The sequence below is a fragment of the Leifsonia sp. HAY1-4F genome (genome assembly GCF_056755275.1).
Map to the genome: position 1 here is coordinate 1 of NZ_JBNDHX010000097.1, position 14,319 is coordinate 14,319.

Here is a 14,319-nt window from a genome sequence, read left to right on the forward strand (position 1 = left end):
TCATACGCCTGCTCGACAAGATCGAGGAGCAGCGCGCCGCCTACGATGGCGAGATCTTCAACGTGCTAGGCACCTCCCTCGGTGACCTGTCGCTGACTCGCGTGCTGCGCGACGCGATCCGCTACGGAGAGCAGCCCGATGTGAAGGCGAAGATGTGGGAGGTCATCGACGAGGGCGTTTCTGCCGGGCTTCAGGAATTGCTCGACGACGAAGCCCTCGCTAGCGAAGCACTTGCGCCGACTGACCTGGAGGCGCTGCGGCGCCAGATGGAGGATGCGAGGGCCAAACGCCTCCAGCCGCACTTCATCCGCGACGCCTTCCTGGAAGCCTTCGACCGTGCAGGCGGGCGCATCGAGCGGCGGGAGAAGGGCCGTTACGAGATCACCCACGTCCCCGCAGGCATCCGGGAACGGGCTGGGCGCGCGCCCGTCGCCCGCCGTTACGAGCGCATCACGTTTGACGTCGCCACCATCGGCGTGCAGGGCACGCCTCGCGCTGAACTGCTCGCACCCGGCCATCCGCTGCACGACGCCACACTGCAGCTTGTCATCGACGAGTACCGTCCTGCACTCGACCGCGGCACCGTTCTCACCTCCGACAAGGTGACCGAGCCGACCCTGCTCGTCGGCGTGCTCAACGAAGTGCGCGACTCCACCGGGCAGACTGTCAGCAAGCGGTTCGGCTACTCGGTCGTCGACGCCGACGGCGCCGTTCGCGAGGCCGGCCCGGCGCCGTACCTCGACTATGCGCCCGCGGATGAAGTGCAGCGCACCAAGGGCACGAGCCTGCCGTGGCTCACACAGCGCGAGAAGGACGCCGTCTCCTGGGTCATTGCCGAGCAACTCCCAAAGTTCGCCGCCGACGTGACAACCCGTCGCACCCATGAGTATGAGCGCGTCCGCGAGCGCGTCGCGACCCGGCTGACCCGCGAGGTCAACCGTCTCTACACCGAAGCGCTGAGGACCGACGCGGATGCAGCCGCCGGCAAGAAGGTGCGCTTCTCCGCCGAAACCCTGCGCCGCCGCGCCGAGGAGCTAGAGCAGCGCCGCGAGTCCCGGCTCGCGCTCATCGACCGGCAGCTCGCTATGTCGCCCATGGCGCCGCGCATCACCGCCATCGCCCTAATCATGCCGGCTGCTGCTGAGCCTGGCGCTCCCGGCGATGTGGCCGCGAGTGCATTGGCCCGCGCCGAGGTCGAGCGTCGTGGCGTCGACGCCGTGCTCGGAATCGAGCGAGCCCTCGGCCGCGACCCCGAGGAGCAGGCCCACAACAATCCCGGCTTCGACGTTCTCTCCAGGCCCGTCGAAGGCGCGGGCATCCGCATCGAGGTCAAAGCTCGCATCGAGGGTGCCGACACCTTCACAATCACTCGCACCGAGGTGCTCACCGCGCTTAACGCCGCGCCCGACCACCGCCTCGCGCTCGTGCGCGTCAGCGCCAGGGGCGCGAAGCACGACGAGGTGCGCTACATCAGCAACGCGTTCGAGGGTGTCGAGCCCGCCTGGCTCACCGATTTCGATGTCGTCTCTCAGAACCTCTCCTGGAACGACTGGTGGGCTCGCGGCGGGCAGCCGTTCTGATAACGTTCGCTCGAGGGTGCACAACGGTGCTGCGGCGCGCTGGACTGGGCGAGTCGACGACGATCGGGAGTATGTGCAAAGACAGCAAGGGGCGGCGCAATGGGGAGCCAGAGACTAACGATCTTTCTGCTGACAACGGACGTAATGGAGCCGGGCGATGCCCTCGACACTGGCGGCGAGCAGCCCTTCACCGAGCAGGATGTCTCGGCGTCGGCGGGATTCAGTGGGATCTTCTATTCGAAATACAACCAGCCTCGGTTTCCGGAGTGGGCGAAGTACGTCTCACCCGTTCTGGAATCGAATCTCGACGTTAGGACGGCCTCGGCATCAGGTCTCCTAATCCTGAATGCTGCCGACCGCTACTTCGCGCTTAGCTTCGGGTTCGGACGCAGTTTCCTTGACCCGTCGAAGATCGAGCGCCGATTCGGGCTCAAAGTCGCGCTCAACCGCATCGATACCCAGCAGATCCGCAGTCTCGACACTAAGACCTTCGAGGACATGGTGGTCTCGAAGACTACGCAGACGAGCAAGAACGCCGAACTCTCAAACTTCGGCGTTGATGCCGTTCGGGACCTTCTCCGCGCTGTCACTGGCAAGCCCTCCGATGAGTCTTTGGGGCGGACCATCACGGGATCGGATGCGCTCGTTCTCACCACGAAGCTCGCGGTGAAGGAGCTACCGATTCTGCTCGCCGAACTGCTCGTTGCCTACGAGGATGACGCGTACAAGGCGCGCTTCGAGTGGATCGACCACCTCGCCGAGGTGAAAGATCCAAGCAACATCGCGGCGCTCGATGCGCTGCTCGTCGTTCAGCTTCAGGCGGGCGACACAACGAGGACTCATCTCGCGATGCCGGAGAATTTCGGCTGGGACGAGATTTCCGGATTCAAGATCGGCGGAGCTGGCCGACGCCAGTTCGAAGACCTCGACCTCGACGAGTATCTTGAGGTACTCGGCGACGAACGAGGCGACCTCAGCCTGGAGCACCTCAAGTCTCGCCGAGTACAGGTGGGGTGGATCAAGTCGGGTAATTTCGACACCCGCTGGAGCCTCTATAACGCACTGGTCTCGGAGCAAGACTTCGATGGCAAGCTCTTCGCGCTGATCGAAGGCCGATGGTTCGAAGTCGCAGCGACGCTGGTTTCGGCGGTTGACAATTACCTCGAATCCCTGCCCGAAGCCGAGACCACGCTGCCGCCCGCATACAGGAGTGAAAGCGAAGGCGCCTACAACGAACGAGTCGCAAGACAGTCGGCCGACCTGCTCCTACTCGATAAGCAGCTTGCTCGCGCTGCGGACGCCACAAGCTCCATCGAGTTCTGCGACCTTCTGTCGGTGGGTGCTGAGCTCATCCATGTCAAGCGCAAGTCGCGGTCGGCCACGCTTAGCCATCTCTTTGCCCAGGGCAACATCTCAGCTAACACTCTCATTGGAGACGGTGCGTTCCGAGATTCCGTGCGCTTGCAACTCGGCGAGATTGCGGGTGAAGATTCGGCCCGATGGCTCGAGCTCGTTCCGGGCTCCGACGGCCGGCCTGACAGGGCACGCTATACGGTGCATTTCGCGGTCTTGACGAACTCCAAGGGAACTGGCGCTGGTTGGCTGCCGTTCTTCAGCAAGCTCAACCTTATGCAGACAGCCAAACAGATACAGAGCCTCGGCCCAACTGTCGTTGTCTCGCGGGTGCCCGTCGAAACAGTGCCGTCGATGTAGCCGTCACCCCGGACCGCGCTGCGCTGTCCTACGCCGCCGGTAGGGTTGAAAGTCGCAGTATGACAAGCGTGAGAGCGCGTCTGAGAGGAGTCCAGTGGCAGTCAAGCGCAAGCTGATCGAGGTCTCGATCCCGCTCGACGAAATCAACAAGCAGTCGGCGCGCGAGAAGTCGATCCGTCATGGCCACCCGAGCACGCTCCACCTGTGGTGGGCGCGTCGACCCCTGGCGACGGCGCGAGCGGTGCTGTTCGCGCAGCTCGTGGACGACCCTTCGGTACGAGAAGACGAGTTTCTCGCCGAGGCTCGCGAGCGGGGCTACGAGGACCCCGAAGGCTGGGCCGGCCACCGCATCAAGGAGGAACGCGAACGATTGTTCGACCTCATCACGCGCATGGTCGATTGGGACAATTTGGGTGATGAGGCGCTGTTCGATGCCGTGCGCGCCGAGATTCTGAAGTCCACGAATGGCAACCCGCCTGCGATCCTCGACCCGTTCGCCGGAGGTGGCACCATCCCACTGGAGGCCCAGCGCCTCGGCTTGGAATCCCACGCGAGCGACCTTAACCCGGTAGCGGTCCTCATCAACAAGGCGCTCATTGAGATTCCCCCGAAGTTCGCGGGACGCGAGCCGGTGTTCACTGGCGCAGCTGACACGCGTACGGACTGGCCGAAGGCGACTGGCCTTGCGGAAGACGTGCGTAGGTATGGCCACTGGATGCGCGATGAGGCGCAGAAGCGCATCGGTCACCTCTACCCGAAGGCGAAGCTGCCGGGCGGCGGGGAGGCCAACGTGATCGCCTGGATCTGGGCGCGGACCGTCACCTGCCCGAACCCCGCGTGCGGCATCGAGATGCCGCTCGTGCGCACGTGGTGGCTCGGCAAGAAGAAGGGCAAGGAAGCCTACGTCGTGCCGCGGGTAATTGAGGGACGGGTAGAGTTCGGGATCGGACACGATGCAAACGCCGGTCCGACAGGGGACGCTGACGGCACCATGTCGGGCCGGAAGGGTGCGGTGTGTGTTTCTTGTGCAACCGCCGTCTCGACCGACTTCATCAAGGGCGAGGGACTAGCGGGTCGTCTTGGAACCGCCCTCATAGCGACCGTAGCTGAGGGGAATCGTCAGCGGATTTACGTCGCTCCTTCCGAGGAACAGAGAATGGCAGCGGACGTCGCAAGGCCGCACGATGTGCCGGATCAGAAGCTCGGCAATGATCCCCGCAACTTGTGGACACCGTCATACGGACTTGACTCTTTCGACTCGCTGTTCACGAATCGGCAATTGACGGCTCTCACGACATTTAGCGACCTCGTCGTAGAGGCGCGTCAGCGAGTACTCGCTGACGCCCGCGCAGCAGGTCTGCCTGACGGCGTCCGCCTTGAGCAGGGGGGTGGCGGTGCGGAAGCCTACGCCGACGCGGTCGCTACCTATCTCGGGTTTGCCGTGTCCAGAATGACCGACTACCAATCCAGCTTGTCGACATGGGCGAATCAGCCTCAGATGGAGATCGTCGCTCACGTCTTCACCCGTCAGGCCTTGCCTATGGCTTGGGACTTCGCAGAGGGGAATCCACTCGGTAGTTCGTCAGGCGGGTTGTCGATCATGGTTCGTGCGGTGACTCGAGTCATCGACGTTCTTCCTGCAAGCGCAACCTCAGTTGTCACACAAGCAGATGCCGCGTCGCGACCACTCGCAGGCCTGGTGACAACTGATCCGCCGTACTACGACAACATCAGCTACTCGGATCTATCAGACTTCTTCTACGTCTGGTTGCGACGATCTCTACGCGATATTCATCCAGTACTGCTCGGAACCATGCTTGTGCCCAAGGCTGAAGAACTGGTGGCCAACCCATATCGGCAAGGCGGTGCGGACGGGGCGAAGAAGTTCTTTGAAGTTGGCTTTGAATCCGTTTTTCGGCACGCCCGTGACTCGGCAGGGGATGAATTCCCCATCGCTGTGTATTACGCATTCAAGCAGGCGGAGTCCGATGTCCTGGGTCAGGCATCTACCGGATGGGAGACCATCTTGGGCTCGATGGTGCGCGCCGGGTGGACGGTGACGGCCACATGGCCCGTTCGGTCCGAACGTGCTGGTCGAATGACGAGCATCGGCACCAACGCTCTTGCATCCTCGGTTGTGCTTGCGCTCCGCCCCCGCCCCGACGACGCAACGATTACCGACCGGCGTGGCTTCATCGCGGCGATGAAGGGCGAACTTGGGCCGGCACTCCGCGAGCTCCAGCAAGGCGGGATCGCACCGGTTGATCTCCCGCAGTCGGCCATCGGGCCTGGCATGGCCGTCTTCTCGCGATACGCGAAAGTCATTGAGTCGGACGGATCGGAAATGTCGGTGCGTTCGGCTCTCGCGCGCATAAATGAGGTGCTCGACGAGTTGCTGACCGAGCAGGAAGGCGACTTCGACCCGACCACCCGTTTCGCCATAGCCTGGTATCGAAGCAACGGCTACGACGCAGGGGCGTTCGGTGACGCCGAAAACCTAGCTCGCGCGCGCGCCACGGCTGTCTCGGCGATGGAGCGCGAGGGCATCCTGAGCGCACGTGCCGGCAAGGTGGAGCTCTACCGCCCGACCGATCTGCCGGACGACTACGACGTAGCCTCCGACCAGCACACGTCCGCTTGGGAAGCACTTCAGCACACGATCCGTATCCAGGAGACGACTGGCATCCCAGCTGCGGGGGCATTCCTACATAACGCAAGCCGACGATCCGACGGCGCGGTTGACCTCGACCTCGTGAAGGAACTGGCGTACCTGCTGTTCCAGGTCGCCGAGAAGAACGGCTGGACGAAAGACGCCATCTCGTTCAACGGCATTGCCACATCGTGGTCGGAGCTACTCGACTCTAGGCGGTTGGCTGTGCCAGTCAGCACCGCGGCGACGCTCGACTTCCAAGCGCTTGATGACTGAGCCCCGCAATCTGCTCAAGGGCTGGTGCGCCGTCGGTCGGTCCTTCCCGGAAGGTCTGCGAGCGTTCGGGAACGGCCCGCGTATCCGGAGCCTCGATGCGCATCTCAAGTCGCTGACCGGGCTGCGTTCCGGCGAACTTGAGGCGGCATGGGCGCTCGCCGCGCACACGAGGCTTTGGCCGGAGCCGCGCGACGGTGCCGAGGCAGGTCAGCGTCTGGTCGACTTCGTGCTCTGGGGAGAGGGCGACTACCTGGAGGCCGCCGAGGTCATGCAGACGACCGATCCGGAGTTCATGCGGCGGCTCGTCACGATGAGCGATCGCATCGTTCCGGCCATCCACGCGGCGTACAGCGGAACCCACCCCTGGGGGCTCCAGTTCGAGCGTTTCATCGAGCTGCCGTCGAGTCAGCGCGATCTCCAACAGCGGGCATCCGTCTGGGCAGGGCTGCTTGGGAGCGCCGACCCGGAGGTGGGAACAGTCGAGCTGGGGTCGGGGCTGAGCGCCTGGCAGCTAAGCGATGAGAGGCCCGCTGGCGTGTACTTCAGCAGCGCCAACGCAGAGATCGCCGAGCGCCCCGAGACGCCCTACCTGGACCGGCTCTCCGAGTACCTGGCCACTGACGGGAACATCGCCCGACATGTCGAAAAGCTGCGCGCCGAGAGCGCAACGCTCGCCGCTCCCCGGAGCCATCTCTATCTCCCGATCGCCGGGAGCGGTGAGAACGGTGACCTGCTGGCGCTGTCGCCGAGCCTCTTCACCTGGGGTACGTTCACGCCAATCGATGGCGTCACTGACCTCTGGCTTGCGAACGGCCTCGACGTATTCCATTGGTCGGTCGAAACAGGCTGGGTTTATCACCCGGATACCGACGAGGGCGCCGAAAGTGCTCGCGCACATGTCGCGGGGCCGAACTCCTAGCCTCGCGCCACGCCGACGGCGAGCCCTGCGTCCGCCAGAAGTCTTCTGGCCTCGGTAGCCTAGGAAACCAGGAGGCTTTCAAGTGGCGACATCAAATCGTGACCGCATTGGACGGATGTTCGAGATTCTGGCGGAGGCGCTCGACCCATTCATCGCGGAGGTGCTGGAGCCGCAGATCGGGGAGTCCGACTGGGCGCTGGTGGTCAAGCTCGCCGACGAAGAAAAGGGCATTTCTGGCAAGGCATACAGCCGGGAAGATCCTGCTTTGCAGCTTCGGATGCTCACCGAGGGCCTCACCGGTCGTGTGAAGAAAGGCTGGTACCCGTTCAAGGGCGCGGTCACGCGCGAGCACGAGGCATATGCGAGCTTGCTGCGCGAGACGCGAAATCAGTGGGCGCACAACGCCTCGTTCGATGATGACGCGGCGCTGCGGGCGCTCGACTACGCCCGGCTGCTGCTGGCCGCGGTGGGGCAGGCGTATGCGGCTGACAAGGTGGACGCGATCCGGCTCGACCTGCGACGCATCGCGACTGACAAGCAAGACACGCGGGCGCTGAAGTCGTCGACGGTGGTGCCCGGTGCGTCGGGGCTAGCCCCCTGGCGGCAGGTGCTGAAGCCGCGCGACGAGGTAGCCACAGGCAACTTCCAGTCGAGCGAGTTCGCCGCTGACCTCTACAAGGTCGCTCGCGACCCGGCGGCGACCAGCGGGGAGTATTCCGACCCGGCACGGTTCTTCGCCCGCACGTACCTCACGGAAGGTCTGCGCGACCTGGTCGGCCGCGCGGTCAAGCGACTGGCCGGGGACACGAACGCCTCGCCCGTGGTGAACCTTCAGACCAACTTCGGCGGCGGCAAGTCCCACTCGATGCTTGCGCTATGGCACCTGGCCGGCGGTCTGCCGCTCGCTAAGTTCCCGCAGGAGGCTCAAGAGCTGCTGACGGCCAATGGCTACCCTGCGGAGGGCATCACCGCTAGCCGGGTCGCGCTCGTCGGCAACCACTTCGCACCGCAGGGTGAGACGAAGGACGACGGCACCCGCGTGAACACGCTGTGGGGTGAGCTGGCTTGGCAGCTCGGCGGGCGTGAGGCGTATGAGATCGTGCGCGAACACGACGAAAAGCGTACGAACCCCGGGGGAGACCTGCACGTACTGCTGGCAAAGTACGCGCCCGCCGTTATCCTGATCGACGAGTGGGTCGCCTACGCCCGGCAGCTCTACGGCCGCGAGGATCTCGCGGGCGGCACCTTCGACACCCAATTCACCTTCGCCCAGTCGCTGACAGAGGCCGCGAAGTCGACCCCCGGCGTGCTGCTGGCAATCTCGATCCCTGCGTCGCACGACGGCGACGACAGCGGCGAAGTCGCGGGCGCGGCCGAGGAAGTCGGCGGATCGAACGGCATGGAGGCGCTCAAGCGTCTTCAGAACGTCGTGCGTCGGGTGGCGGACCAGTGGCGGCCGGCCTCGAGCGACGAAGCGTACCGGATCGTGAAGCAGCGCCTGTTCGAGTCGGAGGACGCGCAGGCGCTCGCTCAGATCGCCGCGACCGCGAAGGCGTTCAGCGACTTCTACCAGGTCAACGGGGGGGAGTTCCCGAAAGAGGCCCGCGACCCGCAGTACGCGCGGCGCATCCAGCAGACCTACCCTCTGCATCCGGAGCTGTTCGACCGGCTCTACGAGGACTGGTCGTCGCTGGAGCGGTTCCAGCGCACCCGAGGCGTGCTACGGCTGATGAACGCCGTCATCCACGCGCTGTGGGTCGGCGAAGACCAGGGACCGCTGATCCTTCCCGGCTCGATCCCGCTGTCGGTCGCCTCGGTGAACGCCGAGCTGACGCAGTACCTCCAGGACTCGTGGAAGGCCGTCATCGACGCCGACGTGGACGGCGCCAACTCCGAACCCGCCCGCATCGACAGCGACAAACCGGTGCTCGGCCAGCGGTCGGTGACCAAGCGTCTAGCCCGCACTGTCTTCTTCGGCGCGGCACCGACCATCGGCACCGCCCACAAGGGCATCGATACACAGCGGGTGTTCATCGGCACAGCCGTCCCCGGCGACGTCGTCGGAAACTTCCACTCCGCGCTCACCCAGCTCGGCGACCGGACGACCTACTACTACTCGTCCGCGGGCAAGCACTGGTACGACACCCACGCAAACATCACCCGCCGTGCGAAGGACGCCGCCGAGGCGCTGCACCCCGAGGATGTGTGGGCCGAGATCGTGAAGCGGCTGCGCGGCGAGGAACGCGCCCGGTCGGACTTCGCAGGCGTCCACGTCGGCCCGACCGACTCCGGCGACATCCCCGACACCGATCAGGCCCGGCTCGTCATTCTGCACCCGAGGTTCCCTCACCGCCGCAAAAAGGGCGACTCGCCCGCGCACGACTTCGCCCAGCAGGCGACCGAGCGGCGCGGCACGGCGAATCGGGTGAACCGCAACATGGTTGTGTTCCTCGCGCCCGACGAGGAGCGCCTGGCCGAACTCGACCAATCCGTTCGCTCGTACCTGGCGTGGAAGGAGATCGCGGAGAAGGCGAACGAGCTGAACCTCACGCCGCAACAGCTCGCCCAGGCCACGGACAAGCGCGACCAGTTCGGCCGCACCGTCGATGACCGTCTCGCGTTGACCTACCAGTGGGTGCTCAACCCCGTCGCACCCGACCCCGGCTCGCCTTTCGAGCTGGAAGAGGTCAAGGCCGAGGGGCAGGCGGGCTCGCTCGCCGAGCGCGTCGGCAAGAAACTCGGCAGCGCGGGCGCGTACTCGACCCAGCACGCCGCACGCTCGATCCGGCTCGCGCTCGACACGAAGGTGCCCGCAGCCTGGTCGGCGGGCCACATAACAGTCGGCGACCTGTGGAGCCTATACGCGCAGTACCCCTACATGCCGCGCTTGCGCTCCCGCGAAGTGCTCATCGACGCCATCGACAACCAGCCGCTGCTATGGCAGAGCGAGAGCTTCGCCCTCGCCGACTGCTACGACAACGCGACCGACCGCTACAGCGGCCTCTGGCTACCCGGCGACACAGGACGCGCACCCATCACCGACGCCACCCTGATCGTCAAACCCGCCCCCGCCGAAGCGCAGCGCGCCGAGGATGTCGCGGCGACGACGACCAGCATTGCATCCGAAGCTGGGGGGGACGCTCCCGCGACGGCCGAGGCAGGAGTGGCCTCACCGGGTGGCAACGCGACGGCTACACCCACCCCGGCGAAGAAGCCTTCGTCGACCCGGTACGTCGGCAGCGCACCAATCAACGCTGAACGCTACTCCGCGGACTTCGCCAAGATCGCCACCGAGGTACTCGCCAATCTCGCCGCATCCGGCGCGAAGCTCACTATCTCGCTCTCCATCGATGCCGTGCACTCCGACGGTTTCACCGAGCAGCAGCTCCGCACCATCAGGGAGAACGCCACCACGCTGAAGTTCACGACCAACGAGTTCGAGGCGGAGTAACGATCGACGTCAGACAGCCTGCTCGTCGGGGGCCGGGAGCTAGCGCCCCCGGCGAAGAGGCGTTGGCGATCCGAGTCGGTGGGGTCGCACATGAGTTGGGGCCGACGTTTAGGAGGCCAAGGAGAACCAGTAGACCGATACGCTTAAGCGGAGCTCGACGTCCTGAGACATCACATTAAGCGGAGCTCGATGTTATGTCTCAGGACATCTCTGACAGTTGTGAATCAATAGATCTCTGACACTTCCGCGGTGTTTGGTCCTGACACTTCTCCTGGATGTTTGAGGGATGAGTCGTGTTGAGCCCGTTGATCCTCGTGTCCGTCTCGCGATCGTTCAGTGGCCGCCGGATGCGCCGCGGGGAGCGGTGAGCACGTTCTGTGCGGAGCACGGGATCTCGCGGGAGACGTTCTACGCGATCCGGAGACGGGCCGCGACGGATGGGCCGGCGGCGGCGTTGGAGCCGCGCTCACGGCGCCCGAACACCAGCCCGTCGAGGGTCACGGATGAGGTGGTCCAGCAAGCGCTCGGTGTGCGGGCCGCGTTGGAGGCGTCCGGGCTGGATCACGGCCCGATCAGCGTGCACGACAAGATGCGCGCCCTCGGGATGTCGCCGGTGCCGGCCATCGCGTCGTTGGCGCGGATCTTCCGTCAGCAGGGTGTTGCCCGCCTGGAGCCGAAGAAGAAACCGCGCGCGGCGTATCGCCGGTTCGTCTATCCGGCGCCGAACGCGTGCTGGCAGCTGGACGCCACCGAATACGTCCTCAGCGATGGGCGCAAGTGTGTGATCTTCCAGCTCGTGGACGACCACTCGCGGCTCGCGGTCGCCTCTCACGTGTCCTGGGGTGAGACCTCCGAAGGCGCGATCGCCGTGGTCAGCAAAGGCATCGCAGCACACGGTGTCCCGCAACGGCTGCTCAGTGACAACGGGGCCGCGTTGAACCCGTCCCGGCGCGGAATGCTGGGCCAGCTGGTCGCCTACGTGCGCTCGCTCGGTGTCGACCCGATCACCGGCAAGCCCGGCAAGCCGACCACACAAGGCAAGAATGAGCGGTTCCACCAGACCCTGTTCCGGTTCCTAGACAAGCAACCGCTGGCCGAGACCCTGGAGCAGCTGCAGACCCAGGTCGACGCGTTCGATGTCATCTATAACACCGAGCGACCGCACCAAGGCTTGCCCGGTCGGGTCACCCCGGCGTCGGCCTGGGCGGCGACACCAGTGGTCGAGCCGCCCAGGCCCCTCCCGCAGCCGGCATCCCCGGTCGAGGACGAGGGTGTCCGAATGACCCGGATCCACGACAACGGCACCGTCTATGCCCGCGGCACCAAGTTCCAGGTCAGCCGCACCCTCGCCGGAAGCACCGCCTATCGGGTCGAGGAAGACGACCGACTGCTGATCTTCGACGCCGATGGGACGCTCCTGGCCGAGTATCCCTGGCCCGAGCCGGGCACCAAATACGTCGGCAGCGGCAACCCTCGAGGACCGCGTGGGCCTCGCAAGATCCCCCCAGTGTCAGAGATGTCTTGAGACATGAACTGTCAGAGATGTCTTGATGCAGAATCGTCAGAGATGCCCTGAGACATCACATTAAGCGGAGCTCGATGAATTCCGTTTTTGCCCACAATTTGCCCACAATCGGGTGAGTTCCTATGTGATCGCAGTCATCTCCATGGGGTCGTAAAGCGCGGAATTCCGCGGATTTTGGCATCACTGCGGCGGCGCTTAAAGGGTGGTCGCAGTTTTCAAAGTTCTTTAGCGGCGCTTCAAAGCAGTTGCCTCAGTACCTGCGTACGGAGCGGATCGAGTTTGGTCTCTACTTATGTGTTGGTTACACCGATGCGGACTTCTCGGTCAAAAGGATCAAGCGAATTGAAGACACGCTGCGTGCGCTTTCGAAGCAAAAGAAGGTCGAGATGAAAGCGATCTTCGTTGACGCGCGTCCAGGTAACAAGCAGTCAGCATCAACCATCAGATAAAAGGAAGGCCCATTCATGGCCGCTGGGTTTCGCACACTTCCCGAAGACTTGAAGCACGAGATCGACTCGCTTGATGGTGCGCCGTTCGTTTTCGGCGCAGTGCGGGCCTATTCTCCTGAATGGCATACCGAGAGCGTGGAAAAGCTGGATCTCGCTGACGTCGGCGATGGCTGGGCTCAAGGACTTCCGTCGGCGAACGTCGGCCGGTGGTCACGGTGGAACATTACAGGCTGGACCAAGGTTTGGCGGCAGCTTCCCAAAATTCCTCAGACTTTCACGCATCAGATGCCGAATTACCGGGGTGACGGTTACCACGACATATCTCAGACCCGCGATGTGTGGCAAAAGTCGCGATGGTTCGGCGAGCAGATTGAGGCGCAACTCTCGCGGGACGTCGACTCTAGTGATGCTTCCGTCGGCATTGTCCGAAAAATGATCCACGGGCCGTTCAGCGAGGAGCGAGAGCACGAGTTTCGCTATCTCGCGTCGCTCAGCCGGGAATGGTTTGGCCAGGCGCGATTGCTGCGAGTCGGAGATGACGGGGTCCCCGAAATTCCGAACGAGGCCCTGAGCTGGGAGCCGCTTCCGCCAGGCAATCTAGAAGACATTCGCGAATACGTTGAGCGGCGATACGGTGGCAGCGTCCCCAGCCGTGAGATCGAGATCATGATTGATCGGTTCGAGAAGGTCGAGTCGCTACAACCGATCCATCGACTGATTGGTACATCTGGTTTGCAACGGTATATCGGGTACCAATTCGGGCCGGAGTTTGTCGCGTTCGAGAACGCCAGGGTCGGCAACGCTCTGTACATCCTCCGGGGCGACTGGGAACAGTTGAGCCGGCTCTCGCGCTCAGAGCTTCTCAGCAACAGGCAGGGCGAGTTCGATCGCATCATTCACACTCAGCGTTGGTATGACCGACTGAGGGTGCTTGTATACGACTATCGCCACGGCGCGGGTAGCTGAATCTGATCGAGCTGGGTGGCGACGCTTAAAGATCGGCGTTGTGGTTGGCTCGAGTTCGCCCGTGATCGGTGATTGCGCCGCTAGAGTCGCGTAATGATCGAAGACGACGTTCCTGAGGCGCTTCCCGGCTTTGCAGAATTCAGCCCGCAGTTCCGGCGAAGCGGATACACATACGTGATTTGGGGGCAGAGCCGGGACTACTGGGTCCTTCGCAGATTTGATGACGCAGGTCGCGCCGAGGAAGTCGGCTTCATCAAGCGGCACGAGGGCCAGTGGGGATTCGTGGATGCATCTCTGAAGCCGGGTTCAAACACGGCTGTATCGGCTGACTGGCGAGAACTAGTGCGCCTCTACAGCTGAGGTGTTTCGGCCCCCCGCAATAGCTCTGGTACTTGCCTCCGCGGTACGTACGGCAGGTCAGATGTTGGATTCTGTCGACGGTCGAATTTGCCCGTTACTTTGTTGGTGTCCCTTCAAGCGGCGTTCTGAGGGGTGATGGCCTGTCGCGTCCGGCATGACGTATTTGCCCTGTCGTGGATGATCCTTTGTGTGTTGTCACCGGGCGTGGCTGGTCGTGGGTGATCGCTGATAAGGACCCGGCCAAGACTGTTGAAGAAGGCCTTCCGTAACGTGGCTGCCGAGACTCACGACCGCGAGGCCGCTGTCGATGAGGACGGAGCGGTGATGATCGAAAAGCATGAATCAGTGGATGTGTTCCTCGGCGTCGATGTTGGCAAGCCCGCGCATGACGCCGTTGCGCTCGCCCGGGGTGGCAGTGTGCTGCTGGATC

The 14,319-nt window shown here is 63.9% G+C and carries 8 protein-coding genes and 1 pseudogene; all 9 read left to right on the forward strand.

What is annotated here, in order from left to right; genetic code table 11:
- Positions 1-1,580 (forward strand): protein NO VEIN domain-containing protein (locus ACPYOG_RS15645; protein WP_481295101.1); only part of this gene is annotated, 1,580 nt, incomplete at its 5' end.
- A gap of 99 nt (positions 1,581-1,679) precedes the next feature.
- Positions 1,680-3,293: a DUF6119 family protein gene (locus ACPYOG_RS15650; RefSeq protein ID WP_481295102.1), complete on the forward strand. Its 1,614-nt coding sequence runs from the start codon at positions 1,680-1,682 to the stop codon at positions 3,291-3,293.
- A gap of 94 nt (positions 3,294-3,387) precedes the next feature.
- On the forward strand, positions 3,388-6,219 hold the full coding sequence (locus ACPYOG_RS15655; RefSeq protein WP_267182127.1) for a DUF1156 domain-containing protein: 2,832 nt from the start codon (positions 3,388-3,390) through the stop codon (positions 6,217-6,219).
- Positions 6,212-7,138, forward strand: a complete 927-nt coding sequence (locus ACPYOG_RS15660) for a hypothetical protein (RefSeq protein WP_481295103.1) — start codon at positions 6,212-6,214, stop codon at positions 7,136-7,138. The genes ACPYOG_RS15655 and ACPYOG_RS15660 overlap by 8 nt, the downstream gene beginning before the upstream one ends.
- Positions 7,139-7,253: 115 nt before the next feature.
- Positions 7,254-10,589, forward strand: coding sequence for a DUF499 domain-containing protein (locus tag ACPYOG_RS15665; RefSeq protein ID WP_481295104.1), 3,336 nt, complete (start codon positions 7,254-7,256; stop codon positions 10,587-10,589).
- 286 nt (positions 10,590-10,875) lie between these two features.
- Positions 10,876-12,114 (forward strand): integrase core domain-containing protein, encoded by a 1,239-nt coding sequence (locus tag ACPYOG_RS15670; protein WP_481295105.1) that lies wholly within the window; start codon positions 10,876-10,878, stop codon positions 12,112-12,114.
- A 464-nt stretch (positions 12,115-12,578) separates the two neighbouring features.
- Entirely contained in the window at positions 12,579-13,529 is a 951-nt protein-coding gene (locus ACPYOG_RS15675) for a hypothetical protein (protein WP_481295106.1), read from the forward strand.
- Between the two features lie 93 nt (positions 13,530-13,622).
- Positions 13,623-13,889 carry a hypothetical protein gene (locus tag ACPYOG_RS15680; RefSeq protein WP_481295107.1) on the forward strand — a complete coding sequence of 89 codons (267 nt, stop codon included), beginning with the start codon at positions 13,623-13,625 and terminating at the stop codon, positions 13,887-13,889.
- A 249-nt stretch (positions 13,890-14,138) separates the two neighbouring features.
- A pseudogene (locus ACPYOG_RS15685) lies at positions 14,139-14,319 on the forward strand (hypothetical protein); the annotation flags it as partial.

Excerpts from the sequence above, each read along its gene's own strand:
- ACPYOG_RS15670 (WP_481295105.1), top strand. The coding sequence starts at position 10,876 with ATGAGTCGTGTTGAGCCCGTTGATCCTCGTGTCCGTCTCGCGATCGTT.
- ACPYOG_RS15660 (WP_481295103.1), top strand. The coding sequence starts at position 6,212 with ATGACTGAGCCCCGCAATCTGCTCAAGGGCTGGTGCGCCGTCGGTCGG.
- ACPYOG_RS15650 (WP_481295102.1), top strand. The coding sequence starts at position 1,680 with ATGGGGAGCCAGAGACTAACGATCTTTCTGCTGACAACGGACGTAATG.
- ACPYOG_RS15665 (WP_481295104.1), top strand. The coding sequence starts at position 7,254 with ATGTTCGAGATTCTGGCGGAGGCGCTCGACCCATTCATCGCGGAGGTG.
- ACPYOG_RS15675 (WP_481295106.1), top strand. The coding sequence starts at position 12,579 with ATGGCCGCTGGGTTTCGCACACTTCCCGAAGACTTGAAGCACGAGATC.
- ACPYOG_RS15680 (WP_481295107.1), top strand. The coding sequence starts at position 13,623 with ATGATCGAAGACGACGTTCCTGAGGCGCTTCCCGGCTTTGCAGAATTC.